Annotated in this window: 12 protein-coding genes; all 12 read left to right on the forward strand. The window is 41.2% G+C overall.

Annotation, left to right across the window (positions count from 1 at the left end):
* The first annotated feature begins 10 nt into the window (after positions 1 to 10).
* The 12 genes from B9A91_RS16985 to B9A91_RS17040 all read left to right on the forward strand — a co-directional run bounded on the left by B9A91_RS16985 (position 11) and on the right by B9A91_RS17040 (position 14,934).
* Positions 11 to 1,690, forward strand: coding sequence for a PNGase F N-terminal domain-containing protein (locus B9A91_RS16985; protein WP_084240201.1), 1,680 nt, complete (start codon positions 11 to 13; stop codon positions 1,688 to 1,690).
* A 164-nt stretch (positions 1,691 to 1,854) separates the two neighbouring features.
* Positions 1,855 to 2,442 carry an RNA polymerase sigma factor gene (locus tag B9A91_RS16990; protein WP_084240202.1) on the forward strand — a complete coding sequence of 196 codons (588 nt, stop codon included), beginning with the start codon at positions 1,855 to 1,857 and terminating at the stop codon, positions 2,440 to 2,442.
* 89 nt (positions 2,443 to 2,531) lie between these two features.
* Positions 2,532 to 3,701 carry a FecR family protein gene (locus B9A91_RS16995; RefSeq protein ID WP_084240203.1) on the forward strand — a complete coding sequence of 390 codons (1,170 nt, stop codon included), beginning with the start codon at positions 2,532 to 2,534 and terminating at the stop codon, positions 3,699 to 3,701.
* A gap of 253 nt (positions 3,702 to 3,954) precedes the next feature.
* Positions 3,955 to 7,353 (forward strand): TonB-dependent receptor, encoded by a 3,399-nt coding sequence (locus tag B9A91_RS17000; protein ID WP_235012587.1) that lies wholly within the window; start codon positions 3,955 to 3,957, stop codon positions 7,351 to 7,353.
* Between the two features lie 35 nt (positions 7,354 to 7,388).
* A complete protein-coding gene (locus B9A91_RS17005; protein ID WP_084240204.1) occupies positions 7,389 to 9,014 on the forward strand; it encodes a RagB/SusD family nutrient uptake outer membrane protein in 1,626 nt (541 codons plus the stop codon).
* A 28-nt stretch (positions 9,015 to 9,042) separates the two neighbouring features.
* Positions 9,043 to 9,438: a DUF5017 domain-containing protein gene (locus tag B9A91_RS17010; protein WP_084240205.1), complete on the forward strand. Its 396-nt coding sequence runs from the start codon at positions 9,043 to 9,045 to the stop codon at positions 9,436 to 9,438.
* 62 nt (positions 9,439 to 9,500) lie between these two features.
* The gene (locus B9A91_RS17015) at positions 9,501 to 11,090 is read left to right on the forward strand and encodes a beta-N-acetylhexosaminidase (protein ID WP_084240206.1); all 1,590 of its coding nucleotides are present in this window, start codon (positions 9,501 to 9,503) and stop codon (positions 11,088 to 11,090) included.
* Between the two features lie 73 nt (positions 11,091 to 11,163).
* Entirely contained in the window at positions 11,164 to 11,958 is a 795-nt protein-coding gene (locus B9A91_RS17020) for a HipA family kinase (RefSeq protein WP_084240265.1), read from the forward strand.
* On the forward strand, positions 11,936 to 12,319 hold the full coding sequence (locus B9A91_RS17025; protein ID WP_084240207.1) for a DUF3037 domain-containing protein: 384 nt from the start codon (positions 11,936 to 11,938) through the stop codon (positions 12,317 to 12,319). The genes B9A91_RS17020 and B9A91_RS17025 overlap by 23 nt, the downstream gene beginning before the upstream one ends.
* Before the next feature lie 5 nt (positions 12,320 to 12,324).
* Positions 12,325 to 12,855, forward strand: a complete 531-nt coding sequence (gene idi / locus B9A91_RS17030; RefSeq protein ID WP_084240208.1) for an isopentenyl-diphosphate Delta-isomerase — start codon at positions 12,325 to 12,327, stop codon at positions 12,853 to 12,855.
* A 69-nt stretch (positions 12,856 to 12,924) separates the two neighbouring features.
* The gene (fabV, locus tag B9A91_RS17035; RefSeq protein ID WP_084240209.1) at positions 12,925 to 14,118 is read left to right on the forward strand and encodes an enoyl-ACP reductase FabV; all 1,194 of its coding nucleotides are present in this window, start codon (positions 12,925 to 12,927) and stop codon (positions 14,116 to 14,118) included.
* Between the two features lie 12 nt (positions 14,119 to 14,130).
* Positions 14,131 to 14,934 (forward strand): TIGR04325 family methyltransferase, encoded by an 804-nt coding sequence (locus B9A91_RS17040; RefSeq protein WP_084240210.1) that lies wholly within the window; start codon positions 14,131 to 14,133, stop codon positions 14,932 to 14,934.
* Positions 14,935 to 15,037: the final 103 nt, after the last annotated feature.

Consider the following 15,037-nt stretch of genomic DNA (forward strand, 5'->3'; position numbering starts at 1 on the left):
CTTTATATTCATGAGAGTAATTTTATTAGGGTTGGCCTTATTTTTAAGTCCCAGTGCTTTATTTTCCCAGATAAATACAGCAGCTACCGAAGCAGTGGTGACCTATGGATTCCGGAATAACGGAAAGGAGTCGAACAGCGAACAAAAAATGTTTGTGAAAGGCAATCAGGTACGTTTGGCTGCTCCGGGGTACCAATCAGAAATGCAGTATCTTCAAATGGCCCAAAAGGCGAGCTATCAGGTCCAAAATAGTAACGGCAGTTTTTATACGCTAAAAAAGAACTTTAACGAATATGCCAAGGCCGAATTACTTTCGGGAATTGATACCATCCTTGGTATTCCATGTAAAAGAGCAAAGGTTTTTATCCGTTCCAATACCATAGAAATCTGGTATACAAATAGCCTTAAAATCAAGGGAACACCTGCTATATCCGTTGCACCCGGAATAGGTTTGGTGTTAAAGACCATCCGTAACGGCAACGCAGAGACTTTTGCAAAACACATTGACTATCGTCCGGTAACAAAAGAAGAACTTGCCTGGCCAAGTAGCTGGGGCACTATATTAGATGAAGCGGCTTACCAGAGACAGGTTATAGAAAATCGTTATACCAAGCTTACAATTTTTAATGATGAACAGATTAGCTTTGGCAATAGCATAGAAAACCCAAAGGGAGTGCAAACCAATGTAACTTATCGTTTCTCAGGTGGAACCGTTATACTGAAGAAAGTAAGATTACCTCAGACAAAAGCTGGCCAGCAATTGTTTGTGGAGCTGGTACAACGCTCTAACGGTGATGCTTATGACCGAACAGGTTCTGTGTTTATGGTTCCTGCAGATAAATCCATTTCTTATCTTAATGCCCTTCAGAACGGTATTAAGGTTTTACCCATTTATACTGGCCGGAATGGAAAAAAATACCAGGGGGTTACTGCTACAGATGACTATTTACCACCGCTGGAGTTGATGCGTTTTTTTACTTCTTTTGGGGTTGGGCATTTCAATGCCCAGGCAAAGATAAAGGGGTACAACTGGGCCGATTCGGTGGTGTATAAACAAGATATTACGGCGCTTCTGCCAGCTTTACAACAAGAAGTATGGATAGGTGTTTTTATTGGAAATTACGATAAAGGCGGGCACAAAGCGAGTCTTTATTTCAAGTATTATCCTGGATATGAAGGAGATAAGCAACAGAAAGAAAAAAAATGGCTAATGCCGATTTTTAACACCACGAATTTAATGGAAATGTCTGGTCAGGAATACGGGACCATGTTCGACCAGGATTCACTCCATGTAACCTTTGATATACCGGAAGGTGTAAAAAATCTTAAATTAAGATACCTTACCACAGGTCATGGAGGCTGGGGTGGTGGTGACGAGTTTGTACCTAAGCAGAATGAAATTTTTGTTGACGGCAAGCGTGTTTATCATTTTATACCCTGGCGGGAAGATTGTGCGACATACAGATTCTTAAACCCGGCTTCCGGTAATTTTGGCAATGGCTTATCTTCTTCCGATCTGAGTCGTTCCAATTGGTGTCCTGGAACAATTACCCTGCCTGTAGAGATCCCACTCCCAAATCTAAAACCTGGCAAGCATACGCTACAGGTAGCCATACCTCTTGGTAAACCTGAGGGTGGAAGTTTTAGCGCCTGGAATGTCTCCGGGACATTAATTGGAGATACAGAATAGATATTTCTAGCTTTAAATAGTGGATTCGTAATTAATTTAAACAAAAAACAACACAATTAAATAAAATTTAACATTTATTTTCAATTCAGGTGCTATTATTTTAAAAAATATCAATATTTTGCAGATGAATTTCAACCTTAAAAGCCGCTCTGCATAGGATAAAAATGGATCACATTGACGAATATTCATTGCTCCAACTCGTATCTGCGGGAGATGAAGTAGCGTTTACTGTGTTATATGAGCGGTACCACATTCGCCTCTATCTGTTCATTAAAAGATACCTGAAATCAGCACAATTGTCTGATGATATTTGCCAAAACGTATTTTTAAAAATATGGGAACGGAAAGAGGAGCTAAGTGGTATTCATACTTTTAATGCCTATGCATTTACCATTGCCAAAAGGCTCTGCCTGGATTTCTTAAAACGCGCAGCAATTGAACAAACTGCAATGAACCTGATCCTTCAGGCTTACCCACTGCATAACAATCCCAGTGAAGATAACCATCAGTATAATGAATACCTTCGCTTTATTGATCGGACACTTTTAAAATTGCCGCCTCAGAGCCAGCAGATTTTTAAATTGTGCCGGCAGCAATTTAAAAGTTATGATGAAGCAGCGGCGATACTGGGCATATCACGTCATGCCATAAAAAAACACATGGTGAGGTCTATGAAGGTATTGCGTGTTGCTGCAGAGACTGAGCTGGGAATTTCTTTAAGTGTTTTAGTTTGTTTTCTGACAAGACTCTAACCTTAATATTGAATTTTATTTTTTAACAGGGGTACCTTAGCCCTGTATGCTAATCGTCATACCACAAACAACAGAAATCATTGCCAGGTATGCGCGAACAGAATTCAGGCCATAAGCGTAAATTAATTCAACGTTATGCAGAAAATGCAGCGTCTGAAAAAGAATTGCAATCCTTATTCGGGCTGATGGGCATCGATGAAATGGACGAATTTATAGAAGAGGACATGGACCGGCATATCGAACGTCTGACTACCAGGGATCAATCTGGTAAGATACGACGTCCGTGGCTTAAATATATAGCAGCCTCATTGATTTTAATAGGGTTTTCAGTATTTGCGATATACCTCGTTTCAGAAGATTCGGACAAGAAAAACATTGTAAAAAACAACACGTCTATTTTACCCGGTAACAATCTTGCCTACCTGACGTTAAGCTCAGGCAAACGAGTAGCGTTAAATGATTTAAACAGTGGGGAAGTGCTGAACGAATCTGGAGTGCAAATTAAAAAGACAGCTGAAGGACAATTGGTGTATACTGTTTCAGACCAGCAGAACGACGATGAAACGCCGCGCTATAATACCATAGAGACCCCGAAGGGTGGACAATACCATATTCTCCTTCCTGATGGCTCAAAGGTTTGGCTGAATGCCGCATCTTCATTAAAATACCCTTCATCTTTTACAAAGTCTAACCAACGTTTGGTATTCTTAAACGGGGAAGCTTATTTTGAAATATCAACAGACAAAGCCAGGCCTTTTATAGTTCACAGTGCCAGCCAGGAAGTTAAAGTACTGGGAACGCATTTCAATATCAATGCTTATACAGATGAACCCGAAACAACCACCACACTTATAGAAGGTGCTGTGAGCATTAGTCCGCTCATTAATGATGCAGCAGACTTTAGCGCTGAACGGCGGCTCAAACCCGGAGATCAGGCTTTGAGAAATAACTCCGGAATCCGTATCAAACATGTGGATACCGAAGAAGCCATTGCCTGGAAGAATGGTCAGTTTGTCTTTTCAAGCGAAAGTATAACTGCGATTATGCGCAAAATCTCCAGATGGTACAATGTTGACATCAGCTATGACGGAAATGTTTCTGCTTTAAGATTTACCGGAACATTATCCCGTTACGCACAGGTTACCGAGGTATTGCAGATGCTGGAAATGACCAATAAAGTAGAATTTAAGGTTAAAGGCCGTGAAATAAAAGTATCTCCCGGAAAAGGAAAACAAACAATAACTATACAAACCAAATAAACCAAATAAACCAAATATGAAAGATTTTAAAAGAGACCCCTAACAGACTAAAAGAAGTGCTGAAATAAAAATCAGGAGTGCGACCAACACTCCTGAAAAAGAGTTAAGGTACTTATAAAAAATGTCGCGAAACAATTGTTTATGATAACCAAAACCAAACCAAATGTATAAAATTTCTACAAGGATTTTATTTAAACCTCATTGCTATAGAACGAAATTCCTGATGGTTATGAAATTAACTTCAGTATTATTAATGGTTGCAATACTTCAGGTGAGTGCAGCTACCTACGGGCAAAAAATAACACTTTCTGCAAGAAATATTGCACTTGAAAATGCAATCAAGAAAATCAGGCAGCAAAGTGGTTACAACTTTCTTTACGAGGATACCGACCTGGCTAATGCAAAAGCTGTAAACATAGATTTTTCTAATGTTTCCTTAAATGAAGCTTTGGAAAAACTTTTTGCCAATCAACAGCTCAGTTATTCCATTAAAGACAAAACCGTTATCATTAAGTCGAATCAGAACAAATCTTCGCCGACCAGTATTATGGCATTGGTTGACATTAGGGGAAAAGTACTCGACACTGAAGGGAAGCCCCTGCCAGGCGCTAATGTACGGGTTAAAGGTGGAACCAAAGGGGTTACTACCAATACAAATGGCGAATTTGAACTAAAAGGGGTTGACCCGAAATCAACTTTAATTGTGTCCTATATCGGATATGCCAGCAAAGAAATTGTTGTTGGTACCCAAAATCAATTCAATGTATACCTTGAGGCCGATTTATCTAAACTGAATGAGGTGGTTGTAATCGGCTATGGAACTGTTAAGCGTTCGGACCTGACGGGCGCTGTGGGCCAGGTAAATATCAGCGATTTTCAGCAGGCTCCGGTCAGGTCTTTTGATGAGGCCCTTGCCGGCCGTGTAGCGGGGCTACAGGTCACTTCATCCGAAGGGCAACCCGGTTCAGGAATAGACATCATCATCCGTGGTACCAATTCCATCACACAAGACAATTCCCCATTGTATGTAATCGATGGTTTTCCGATCGATAACTTTGACAACAACGCAATTAATCCCGCTGAGATAGAATCGATAGATGTATTGAAAGATGCATCTGCTACTGCGATATATGGTGCCAGGGGAGCAAATGGTGTGATCATGATCACTACAAAACGAGGAAAAATAGGACTTCCAACAATCAGGTATAATGGATCGTTTGGCATACAGGATAATGTGCACCAGATTCCCTTAATGAGTCCGTACGAGTACCTGAAGTTGCAAAGTGAAATCAATGCAACCGACTTCAAAAATGCTTATCTGGGCCCAATCCCCGATCCGGTAGATCCAACAGACCCGCCAATAGGCTATAAATATACCCTGGAAGATTACAGAAATGCGCAAGGCATAGATTGGCAAAGTCAGTTGTTCAGAACTGCGCCAATGCTGAGCAATTCATTATCCGTGTCGGGAGGCACCGATAAAACCCGTTATTCGCTCTCAGGACAGCTCTTTTCACAGGATGGCACCATTATAAACTCTGGTTTCAGACGCCAGCAGGTTAAAATGACCTTAGACCAAACTGTAAACAACAAACTTAAAGTAGGGGCAGACCTAACTTATACCAGTTCGAAAACCTTTGGCTCAGCTACATCTACAGCATCGGGTTCTTCAATGAATAACTTTCTTTACAGCGTATGGGGCTACCGACCGGTCACACCAATAGGGGTATTGCCTGAAGAGGTAATTGAAGAGGATACCGACGAATATGTCTCGGCAGGTACGGATTACAGGTTCAATCCGATTATGACAGCCAAAAACCAATTGAGGCAAACATTTGCAAGAAATTTCATAGGAAACGGATATGCGGAATATGCTTTTATACCTGAATTGAGACTGAAGGTAACCGGCGGCTTAAACAGGGTTAACAGACGTTCGGAATCGTTTAACAATTCAAATACTTATAGCGGCAGCCCCTCTAACCCTTTTTCAAATGGGCCAAATGGAAGTATTGTCAACTATGAGACAACTACCTGGTCGAATGAGAATATATTAACCTATGACAAAAAGTTTGGAAAGAACCACAGGCTTACCGCCGTTGGGGCTTTTAGTTTAACCGGTAACAAGTATCTGTATTATGGTTTATCTGCAAACGCGCTTCCAAATGAAGCGTTGGGTTTGAGTGGCTTGTCATCCGGAACACCACAACCTGTGACTTCCTATAGTTCGGAATGGTCTATGGTATCCGTACTTTCAAGGATCAATTACAGTTACAAAGGCAAGTATTTGCTGACGCTCTCGTACCGTAACGACGGTTCATCAAAATTTGCACCTGGAAATCAATGGAGTGACTTTCCTTCAGGCGCCGTAGCATGGAAGCTGATGAATGAAAACTTTATGAAAAAGCTGTCTTTCCTTTCAGAGGCAAAGCTAAGGGCAAGCTTTGGGGCTACAGGAAATAACCGTGTTGGTGATGGCGACCGGTTTGCGCAGATGACCTATCCAATTGCCTCCTCATACTCGTTTAACAATACATTGGTGCCAGGTATACACATTACCAATGTGGGCAGTCCGAATTTAAGATGGGAAACAACAAAACAGGTAGATGCTGGATTAGATCTTGGTTTTTTTAAAGACAGGATAACACTGACCGTAGATTATTACCGTAAAAATACAACAGATCTGTTACTGAATGCTCAACTACCTTATACCTCTGGTTATGGAAGTGCCTTTAAGAACATTGGCGCAACCCGAAATGAAGGTTTTGAATTTTCATTGAATACTTCAAACATTCAAAATGATAATTTTTCCTGGACAACCAGTTTCAATATTGCTTTCAACAAAAACAAAGTGATAGAGTTGACCGAAAACCAGGAAAGTTTAACCAGCACCGTAAGCTGGGACAGCTTTTACAGTGCAGTTCCGTTGTATATTGCCAAACTTGGCCAGCCAATCGGACAGATTTATGGTTATATCTGGGACGGGGTTTATCAGCTGGAAGATTTTACACAGCCAACCTCAACTACTTATTTGTTAAAGCCTGAAATTACAACCAATGGCAATGCAAGGGCGTCTATACGACCTGGTGACATCAAATACAGGGATATCAACGGAGATGGTGTAGTTAATGATTTTGACAGAACGGTAATTGGGAGGGGATATCCAATACATCAGGGAGGTATGACCAACAATTTCCGTTACAAAAATTTCGACCTTAGTGTGTTCTTTCAGTGGTCTTACGGGAACGACATCATCAATGCCAACAAGCTGGTTTTTGAAGCGGGAAATAAGGCTTTTTTAAACCAGTTTGCCAGCTATCAGAATAGATGGACACCTGAAAATACCAACACTACCATGCACAGACCGGGTGGACAGTACGGATACAATTATTCGACAAGAATTGTGGAGGATGGCTCTTTCCTGAGGCTTAAAACGGTTGCTTTGGGTTATACCTTACCTAAAAGCATTCTTACGCAGCTTAAGCTGAAGAGTTTAAGGCTATATGCATCCGCACAGAACCTGTATACCTGGACTAACTATACGGGGATTGATCCGGAGGTGAATGTAAAGCGTACAGCACTGACTCCAGGTTTTGACTACTCGGCATATCCACGGGCCAGAACCATCACTTTTGGGGCCAATTTATCCTTTTAAACATAAGATTATTACAACTGATTAAACAACAGGACATGAAAAAAATAATTCTTTTAAGTTTTTTGGCAATCATTTGCTCATCAACAGGCTGTAAGAAATTTTTAGATAAAGTACCTTCTACATTCGTATCTCCGGTAAACTACTTTAACACAGAAAAAGAAGTAAATACTGCATTGAATGGCGTATACGACATTTTAGGAAAAGAGCAGGTTTATGGCGGTCAGCTGCCCATTCGGCATGCGCCCAGCACAGATGAATCGTTCTTTTCTTATGCGTCATTTCCAACCGGGCCATTTTATTATAATTTTGGTGCAGATGATGCCACCATCAGGGTTTTATGGCAGTACATGTACGACGGTATAGAACGGGCCAATGTGTTGTTGGCTAACCTGGATAAAGCGACTATGGATGATGGAAAACGATCGGTAGTAAAAGGTGAAGCCCTTTTTCTACGCGCTTTCTATTATTTCATCCTGGTGCAAAACTGGGGCGGGGTACCGTTAAAACTTAACCCGACCACATCGATAAATGAAGTAAACATACCGAGAAATACCATTAAGGAGGTTTATGACCAGATTTTGAAGGACATGACAGAGGCTGAAGGGAGAGTGCTTAAAATCTCCCAGATCGGTTTCGGTGGCAGGGTATCGAAATCAGCCGTTCGCGGTATCCTTGCCAGAGTATGTTTAACAATGGCTGGCTATCCTCTGAAAGATATCTCCAAGTTTAAAGATGCAGCTGAATGGGCAGGCAAGGTTAATGAATTTGGAGAACATTCGCTAAATCCTGACTACAGCCAGGTTTTCATTAACCTATGCAAAGACCAATATGATATTAAGGAAAGTATCTTTGAAGCTGAGGAGTTTGGGACGAATAATGACGCTGTGAGAGAAGGTGGCAGGATAGGCAATGAAAATGGCGTACGGTGTGCCGCTACCGATGCAGCTGTAATTGCTTCGGTAGGTTATGCCTATGGCTTTATCAGTACTACAAGAAAACTGTATACCTCTTACGAATTCAATGCCAGTGATGTCTCAAAAAGAGATTTACGAAGGGACTGGGCCATTTCTACCTATACCTTAAATGCTTCAGGCGTTAAAGCGAACATTGGGGCTACAAATATCTATGCCAGGAACTGTGCAAAATGGCGCAGGGAATATGAACTGCTGTCTCCCAAGAATAAAAATTATACCCCTACAAACTTTCAGATTTTACGATATGCAGATGTTCTGCTGATGCAGGCCGAAGCCGAAAACGAAATAAATAACGGACCTAATGTTACTGCCGTAAATGCATTGAACGAAGTAAGAAGGCGTGGTTACGGAAAATTGATGCCAGGGGCCACTAACCTGGGAAATGCTGACTATCCGGGAGCAATCTCGTTAGGTAAGGCTGCATTTTTAAAAGTAATACAAGATGAGCGAGCCAGGGAATTGTGCTTTGAAGGATTGCGTAAATATGACCTGATCAGATGGGGGATTTTCGTGAATACCATGCAGGAAGTGGCAACAGAGTTCACCACTTATGCATCAATGACTACAACCATATATAAAAACGCCAGAGATGCGGCACAAAGGGTAACAGCAACGCACTTATTGTATCCGATACCCATTCTTGAAATGTCCCTCAACAAGGCCATGGTACAAAATGATGGTTATTAACACCTGATATTCAATTTAAAAACTAGAAATGAAAAAAATATTATTATTATACGTATTCTTAATGACATTATTTGCCTGTAACAAGAAAGAAGTACAGCCCCCAAATTTTAATGTCAGTATTGATCAAGGCAAAACTACCTTTAAGGTAGACGAGCAGATCAACTTTAATTTTGCAGGAAACCCAAATTATATCACTTTTTATTCCGGAGAGGATGGCAGGATGTATGAATTCAGGGATCGTATTACCTCCGGAGCAAGGAGCGATATTGGTGTACCGCTACAGAATATGACCACTCAGCTACTGACCTATCCATACAGCTATGCCAAGGCCGGCACCTATAGGGCAACTTTTGTGGTAAGCAATACAAATGTATACCGTTCAATTAGTGATGTTAAAGAAATAGTTCTCACAATAGTACCCTAGTGGCCTGAAGATAGCGCTGAAAAGCGCTATCTTGGCTTTATTAAAAACCTTATAAATTTCTAATGAAAAAATTGCTGCTATCCTTTTTTGTAGGCATAAGTATGGCTGTTTCTGCACAGCAATCCTGCCCTGTAATTCCGCTGCCGGCTGATTTTAAAGAAGTTGCTGGAAGTTTTGAGCTTTCGGAACGCAGCACTATAGTATTTGATCAACCAAATCTGGCCCCCCTTGCTCATTATTTACAAAAGGAGTTGCTCAAACATAAGAACCTGAGCCTGAACATTGGACAAAAAAAGAGTGCTTCGACAATTTCATTGAAAATCAGCACAAAAAAAACAGCTGGAACTGAAGCTTATGAATTGGATATGAAACCAGAAGCCATCACCATAAGTGCTCATGATCACAACGGCTTGTTCAATGGTGTCAGTACTTTTTTGCAGCTGGTAAGGCAATCGGCAACTTCATCGCTGTCCTGCTGGAAAATAACAGATGCACCCAAATATGCCTGGAGAGGCATGATGCTGGATGAGTCGAGATATTTTTTTGGAAAGGAAAAAGTGAAGCAGCTGATGGATTGGATGGCATTTTATAAATTAAACCGGTTTCACTGGCACCTGACCGACCAGCCTGGCTGGCGTATAGACATTAAAAAATATCCGAAGCTGACTTTGATAGGTGGCATAGGCAATTACTTTAATCCATTTGCACCGGCAAAATATTATAGTCAGGACGACATCAATGAAATTGTACAGTATGCAGCCGAACGGTATATTCAGGTAATTCCTGAAATTGACATGCCCGGGCACGCTACAGCCGCAAACATGGCTTATCCGGAGTATAGCGGTGGTGGATCGGAAAAACATCCTGAATTTACCTTCAACCCGGGAAAGGAAGCAACTTATCAATACCTCACTAACATCCTTAAAGAAACTGATGTACTCTTTCCTTCCCAAATGATCCATATTGGCGGAGATGAAGTCGCATTTGGAAACAAAAAATGGAATAATGATCCGGATGTACAGCAATTGATGAAAACAAAAGGCTTAAAGGATCTGAAAGCGGTTGAGTACTATTTCATCAAAAGAATGGCAGACTCTATAGCCAAAATAAACAACAAAATGCTTGCATGGGATGAAGTAGCAGAAGCTGAACTCGAATCGAAGAACACCATTGTTTTTTGGTGGAGGCATGATCGACCCAATACGCTTAAAACAGCGCTGCATAAAGGTTATGCTGTTGTGATATGCCCGAGAATCCCATTATATTTTGATTTTGTACAAGATGCAAGTGACGTTTCGGGCAGGAGGTGGTCGGCAGGTGAATACAGTCCGATTGAAAAGGTGTACGCCTTTTCTCCCGGGCAGATAGTTGAAACTGCAGGGCACGAAAAACAGATTATGGGCATACAAGCTAATTTATGGACAGAAACAGTAAACAGTAATCAGCGATTGGATTATCTGCTATTCCCAAGAATAAGTGCATTGGCAGAGGCCGCCTGGACAGCAGATGTTAAAAAGGACTTCAGCGATTTTCAGCTAAGGTTAAAAAATCACCTTGAGCAGTTTAAAGCAGCAGGCATCTATTATTATAACAACAAAAAGACCAATCCAGAGCCAATTCCGAAAAAGCTATCTGTTTCTTACCTGGATTAATCCACAATGCTTCATCATATTGCTGCCTAAACCTTATCTTAGCGCTGATTATTCACCGCTATTAAAGATGAAGATGAGCGATAGCCAATTGGCTTTACGGTCTGTTAACGTAACAAGATATGTAACTCCTTTAAGAGAAGGAGGGTCTATGCCCGCCATTGCTGAGGCAGACGATGGTTTTTTATATGTATTAAAGTTTAGAGGCGCCGGTCAGGGGCCCAAAGCCCTAATAGCAGAAATAATTGGTGGTGAAATTGCCAGGAAACTTGGATTTCGGGTACCTGAAATTGTTTTTTCAACATTAGACGAAGCCTTCGGCAGAACGGAACCGGATGAAGAGATACAAGACTTGCTGAGGGCAAGTGAAGGATTGAACCTTGCTTTGCACTACCTTTCGGGTGCCATAACATTTGATGCGGTAGTTACTACTGTTGATTCCAGGACAGCTTCCCAGATTGTATGGCTGGATTGTTTGCTGATGAATATGGATCGCACCGCTAGAAACACAAATATGTTGATTTGGCATAAAGAGCTCTGGTTAATTGATCATGGGGCATCACTCTATTTCCATCATTCCTGGCAAAACTGGGAGGAACAGGCCCTGCGTCCGTTCGTACTGATAAAAGACCATGTATTGTTGTCCCGTGCTGATGAGCTTGAAACAGTTGACAAGGAGTTTCGAGCACTGCTTAGCCCGGACATTATCCGGTCCATAGTAGCGCTGATTCCTGAGGAGTGGCTGCAGGACGATGCATTTGAAACAACACAGGCCCATAGAAAAGCATATGAGCAGTTTTTAATATCGAGGATAGCCCATTCAGAAATTTTTGTAAAGGAAGCACAAAATGCAAGAAAAGTACTTATTTGAGTATGCTGTCATTCGCGTTGTGCCGAGGGTTGAACGTGAGGAGTTTATGAATGTAGGCGTGGTAGTTTATTGCGCAAAGCAGAAATTTCTGAATGTAATATTTAAGCTGGATGAACAACGGTTGAACGCATTTTGCCCTGAGCTGGATATTTCGGCATTGAAAGAAAACCTGGAGTCATTTGAGCGGATTTGTAGAGGGGGAAATGGTTCAGGAGCAATTGGCAACCTGGACTTGCCATCCAGGTTCAGATGGTTAACTGCAGTAAGAAGTACTGTTCTGCAAACCTCCAGGCCACATCCGGGCTTTTGTGATGATCCGGCAGAAACATTAAAAAACTTACACCATCAATTGGTTTGCTAGATAAAATGATAGAAAAAGTAATATTGGTTGACGAAAATGATCTTGAAATCGGAACGATGGAAAAGATGGAAGCACACCTGACAGGTAGCCTGCACAGAGCATTCTCTGTATTTATTTTTAACAGCAAAGGTCAGCTGCTGCTCCAGCAACGTGCAATAAACAAATACCATTCCGGGGGCAAATGGACAAATACCTGCTGCAGTCATCCCAGAAAAGGCGAAGAGACCATAACTGCGGCCAAAAGAAGATTGCAGGAAGAAATGGGGCTGACATGTGAACTCAACTATGGTTTCCATTTTATTTATCAGGCTGAATTGTTGGGCGACATTTCAGAGCATGAATATGATCATGTATTTTTCGGGACCAGCGACCAGCTTCCCGTGCCTGACCCGGCTGAAGTGGCCTCCTTTAAGTACATTGATATTGAATCCCTTAAATTGGATTTAAAAGAAAATGCAGAGACGTATACGGAATGGTTAAAAATCTGCTTTGAGCAGGTACTGGAAACTTATCCTAAAATTATTGGAAATATATAAAAACAATGGCTATTTTGTTTTTATGTTTATCCATTCTTATATTAATTTCTAACTCTAAGAAAACTCTTTATGATTATTGAACCTAGAATGCGTGGGTTTATATGCCTTACAGCACATCCAACTGGATGTGAACAAAATGTAATCAACCAGATCGAATATGTAAAATCCAAAGGTACTATTGAAGGGCCTAAAAAGGTATTGGTTATTGGTGCATCAACAGGATTTGGTCTTGCCTCCAGAATCACAAGTGCATTTGGATCGGGTGCTGCCACGATTGGTGTTTTCTTTGAAAAGCCACCTGCACCAGGAAAAACAGCTTCACCGGGCTGGTACAATACTGCTGCTTTTGAAAAGCAAGCCATTAAAGCCGGCTTGTACGCCAAAAGCATAAATGGAGATGCTTTTTCGGATGAGATTAAACAAAAAACACTTGAACTCATAAAAAAAGACCTTGGGCAGGTTGATCTGGTGATTTATAGCCTGGCCTCGCCAAAAAGGACCCATCCTAAAACAGGAGTGGTATATAGTTCTGTATTAAAGCCTATCGGTGATTCTATTTTCAGTAACAAAACAGTTGATTTTCACACCGGCATAGTCTCAGAGGTATCTATAGTTCCGGCCAATGAAGAAGAAATCGAAAACACGGTAGCTGTAATGGGGGGAGAAGACTGGGAGATGTGGATCAATGAACTGAAAGAAGCAGGGTTACTGGCTGAAGGAGCAGAAACAGTTGCTTATTCCTACATTGGTCCTGCGGTAACAGAACCTGTATACAGGAAAGGAACCATAGGCCGGGCAAAGGACCACCTGGAGTCTACAGCCTTCAGTATCACGAACAGTTTAAAAGACATTGGAGGCAAAGCTTTTGTCTCAGTAAACAAGGCGCTGGTTACCCAGGCCAGTTCAGCTATCCCCGTAATTCCTTTATATATATCATTGCTGTATAAGGTTATGAAACAAAAGGGTATTCATGAAGGCTGTATAGAGCAAATACAACGTTTATTTTCAGAAAGACTGTATAGTGGCAACGAAATACCTGTTGATCCTGAAGGACGTATCCGTATCGACGATTGGGAAATGCGCGATGATGTTCAAACAGAAGTAGCCAGGCTCTGGGCCGAAGCTACAGATGAAAGCTTACCTTTAATTGGTGATTTGCCTGGTTATAAACGGGACTTCCTGAATTTATTTGGTTTTGATGTTGCAGGTGTGGACTACGGAAAAGATACCGATGAAATGGTAGAAATACCGGGACTGGTATAAGGCAACTGAAGTATGGGCTTAAGGAAACTCTGGAAGAAACTGACGAAAGGGAAAGTACAAAGATACGGCTGGTCCGGTAATTATCAGTCCTGGCATGACGTATTGAAAAATGCCAATGGTTATGATGCCGGTGTTATTCTTGAAATAACTAAAAATGCCTTATTGAAAGTAAAAAGGGGCGAGGCAGCTTACGAAAGGGATTCGGTACTTTTTGATAAAAAAGAATATCCCTTTCCATTGTTATCCTTCCTGCTTCACAGTGCAGTTTCTAAAAAAAAGCCGCTTCATGTATTGGATTTTGGCGGATCACTGGGCAGCACCTATTACCAGATCCGGGAATTTCTGACGCCTGAAGTATGTTCAAGCTGGAGTGTAGTAGAGCAGGAACATTATGTAGTTGCCGGCAACACCCATTTTCAGGATCAGCAATTGAAGTTTTACCGCTCAATTGAAGCTTGTATGCAAGATCAGCAAATTGATTTTGTTTTACTTTCCAGCTCAGTTCAGTATCTCGAACAGCCGCATGCCTTTCTTGATAAATTGGCAACTTATAATTTTGAATTTATTCTTTTTGACAGAACAGCCTTTCATTACGGAGATAAAGACCGGCTAACATTACAAGTCGTACCTCCTGAAATTTATCCTGCATCTTATCCTTCCTGGTTCTTTAACCAGGAAGGATTTCTGAAACACTTCTCTGATCAATATCAACTGGTGGCCGATTTTTCATCCTATGTAGAAGGTGAGCCTATTCTTTACATCGACAACAAGCCGGTTGCATACAGCAAAGGCTTTTATTTTAAACATAAAAAATAGACAAGTAAACATCCGGCAGCAAGGTTTTTCTTTGTTTTGGTACTTTCTTCGTGTACATTTTACACTTTAAATCCCTGATAATAAATGCATTTTGATGGTGCTG

It is taken from the genome of Pedobacter africanus (assembly GCF_900176535.1).
Lineage (GTDB): Bacteria > Bacteroidota > Bacteroidia > Sphingobacteriales > Sphingobacteriaceae > Pedobacter > Pedobacter africanus.

What these genes read in the sequence shown, in the direction of transcription:
- B9A91_RS16985 (WP_084240201.1), top strand. Translation starts at nt 11, where the DNA reads ATGAGAGTAATTTTATTAGGGTTGGCCTTATTTTTAAGTCCCAGTGCT.
- B9A91_RS16990 (WP_084240202.1), top strand. Translation starts at nt 1,855, where the DNA reads ATGGATCACATTGACGAATATTCATTGCTCCAACTCGTATCTGCGGGA.
- B9A91_RS16995 (WP_084240203.1), top strand. Translation starts at nt 2,532, where the DNA reads ATGCGCGAACAGAATTCAGGCCATAAGCGTAAATTAATTCAACGTTAT.
- B9A91_RS17000 (WP_235012587.1), top strand. Translation starts at nt 3,955, where the DNA reads ATGGTTGCAATACTTCAGGTGAGTGCAGCTACCTACGGGCAAAAAATA.
- B9A91_RS17005 (WP_084240204.1), top strand. Translation starts at nt 7,389, where the DNA reads ATGAAAAAAATAATTCTTTTAAGTTTTTTGGCAATCATTTGCTCATCA.
- B9A91_RS17010 (WP_084240205.1), top strand. Translation starts at nt 9,043, where the DNA reads ATGAAAAAAATATTATTATTATACGTATTCTTAATGACATTATTTGCC.
- B9A91_RS17015 (WP_084240206.1), top strand. Translation starts at nt 9,501, where the DNA reads ATGAAAAAATTGCTGCTATCCTTTTTTGTAGGCATAAGTATGGCTGTT.
- B9A91_RS17020 (WP_084240265.1), top strand. Translation starts at nt 11,164, where the DNA reads ATGAGCGATAGCCAATTGGCTTTACGGTCTGTTAACGTAACAAGATAT.
- B9A91_RS17025 (WP_084240207.1), top strand. Translation starts at nt 11,936, where the DNA reads ATGCAAGAAAAGTACTTATTTGAGTATGCTGTCATTCGCGTTGTGCCG.
- idi (WP_084240208.1), top strand. Translation starts at nt 12,325, where the DNA reads ATGATAGAAAAAGTAATATTGGTTGACGAAAATGATCTTGAAATCGGA.
- fabV (WP_084240209.1), top strand. Translation starts at nt 12,925, where the DNA reads ATGATTATTGAACCTAGAATGCGTGGGTTTATATGCCTTACAGCACAT.
- B9A91_RS17040 (WP_084240210.1), top strand. Translation starts at nt 14,131, where the DNA reads ATGGGCTTAAGGAAACTCTGGAAGAAACTGACGAAAGGGAAAGTACAA.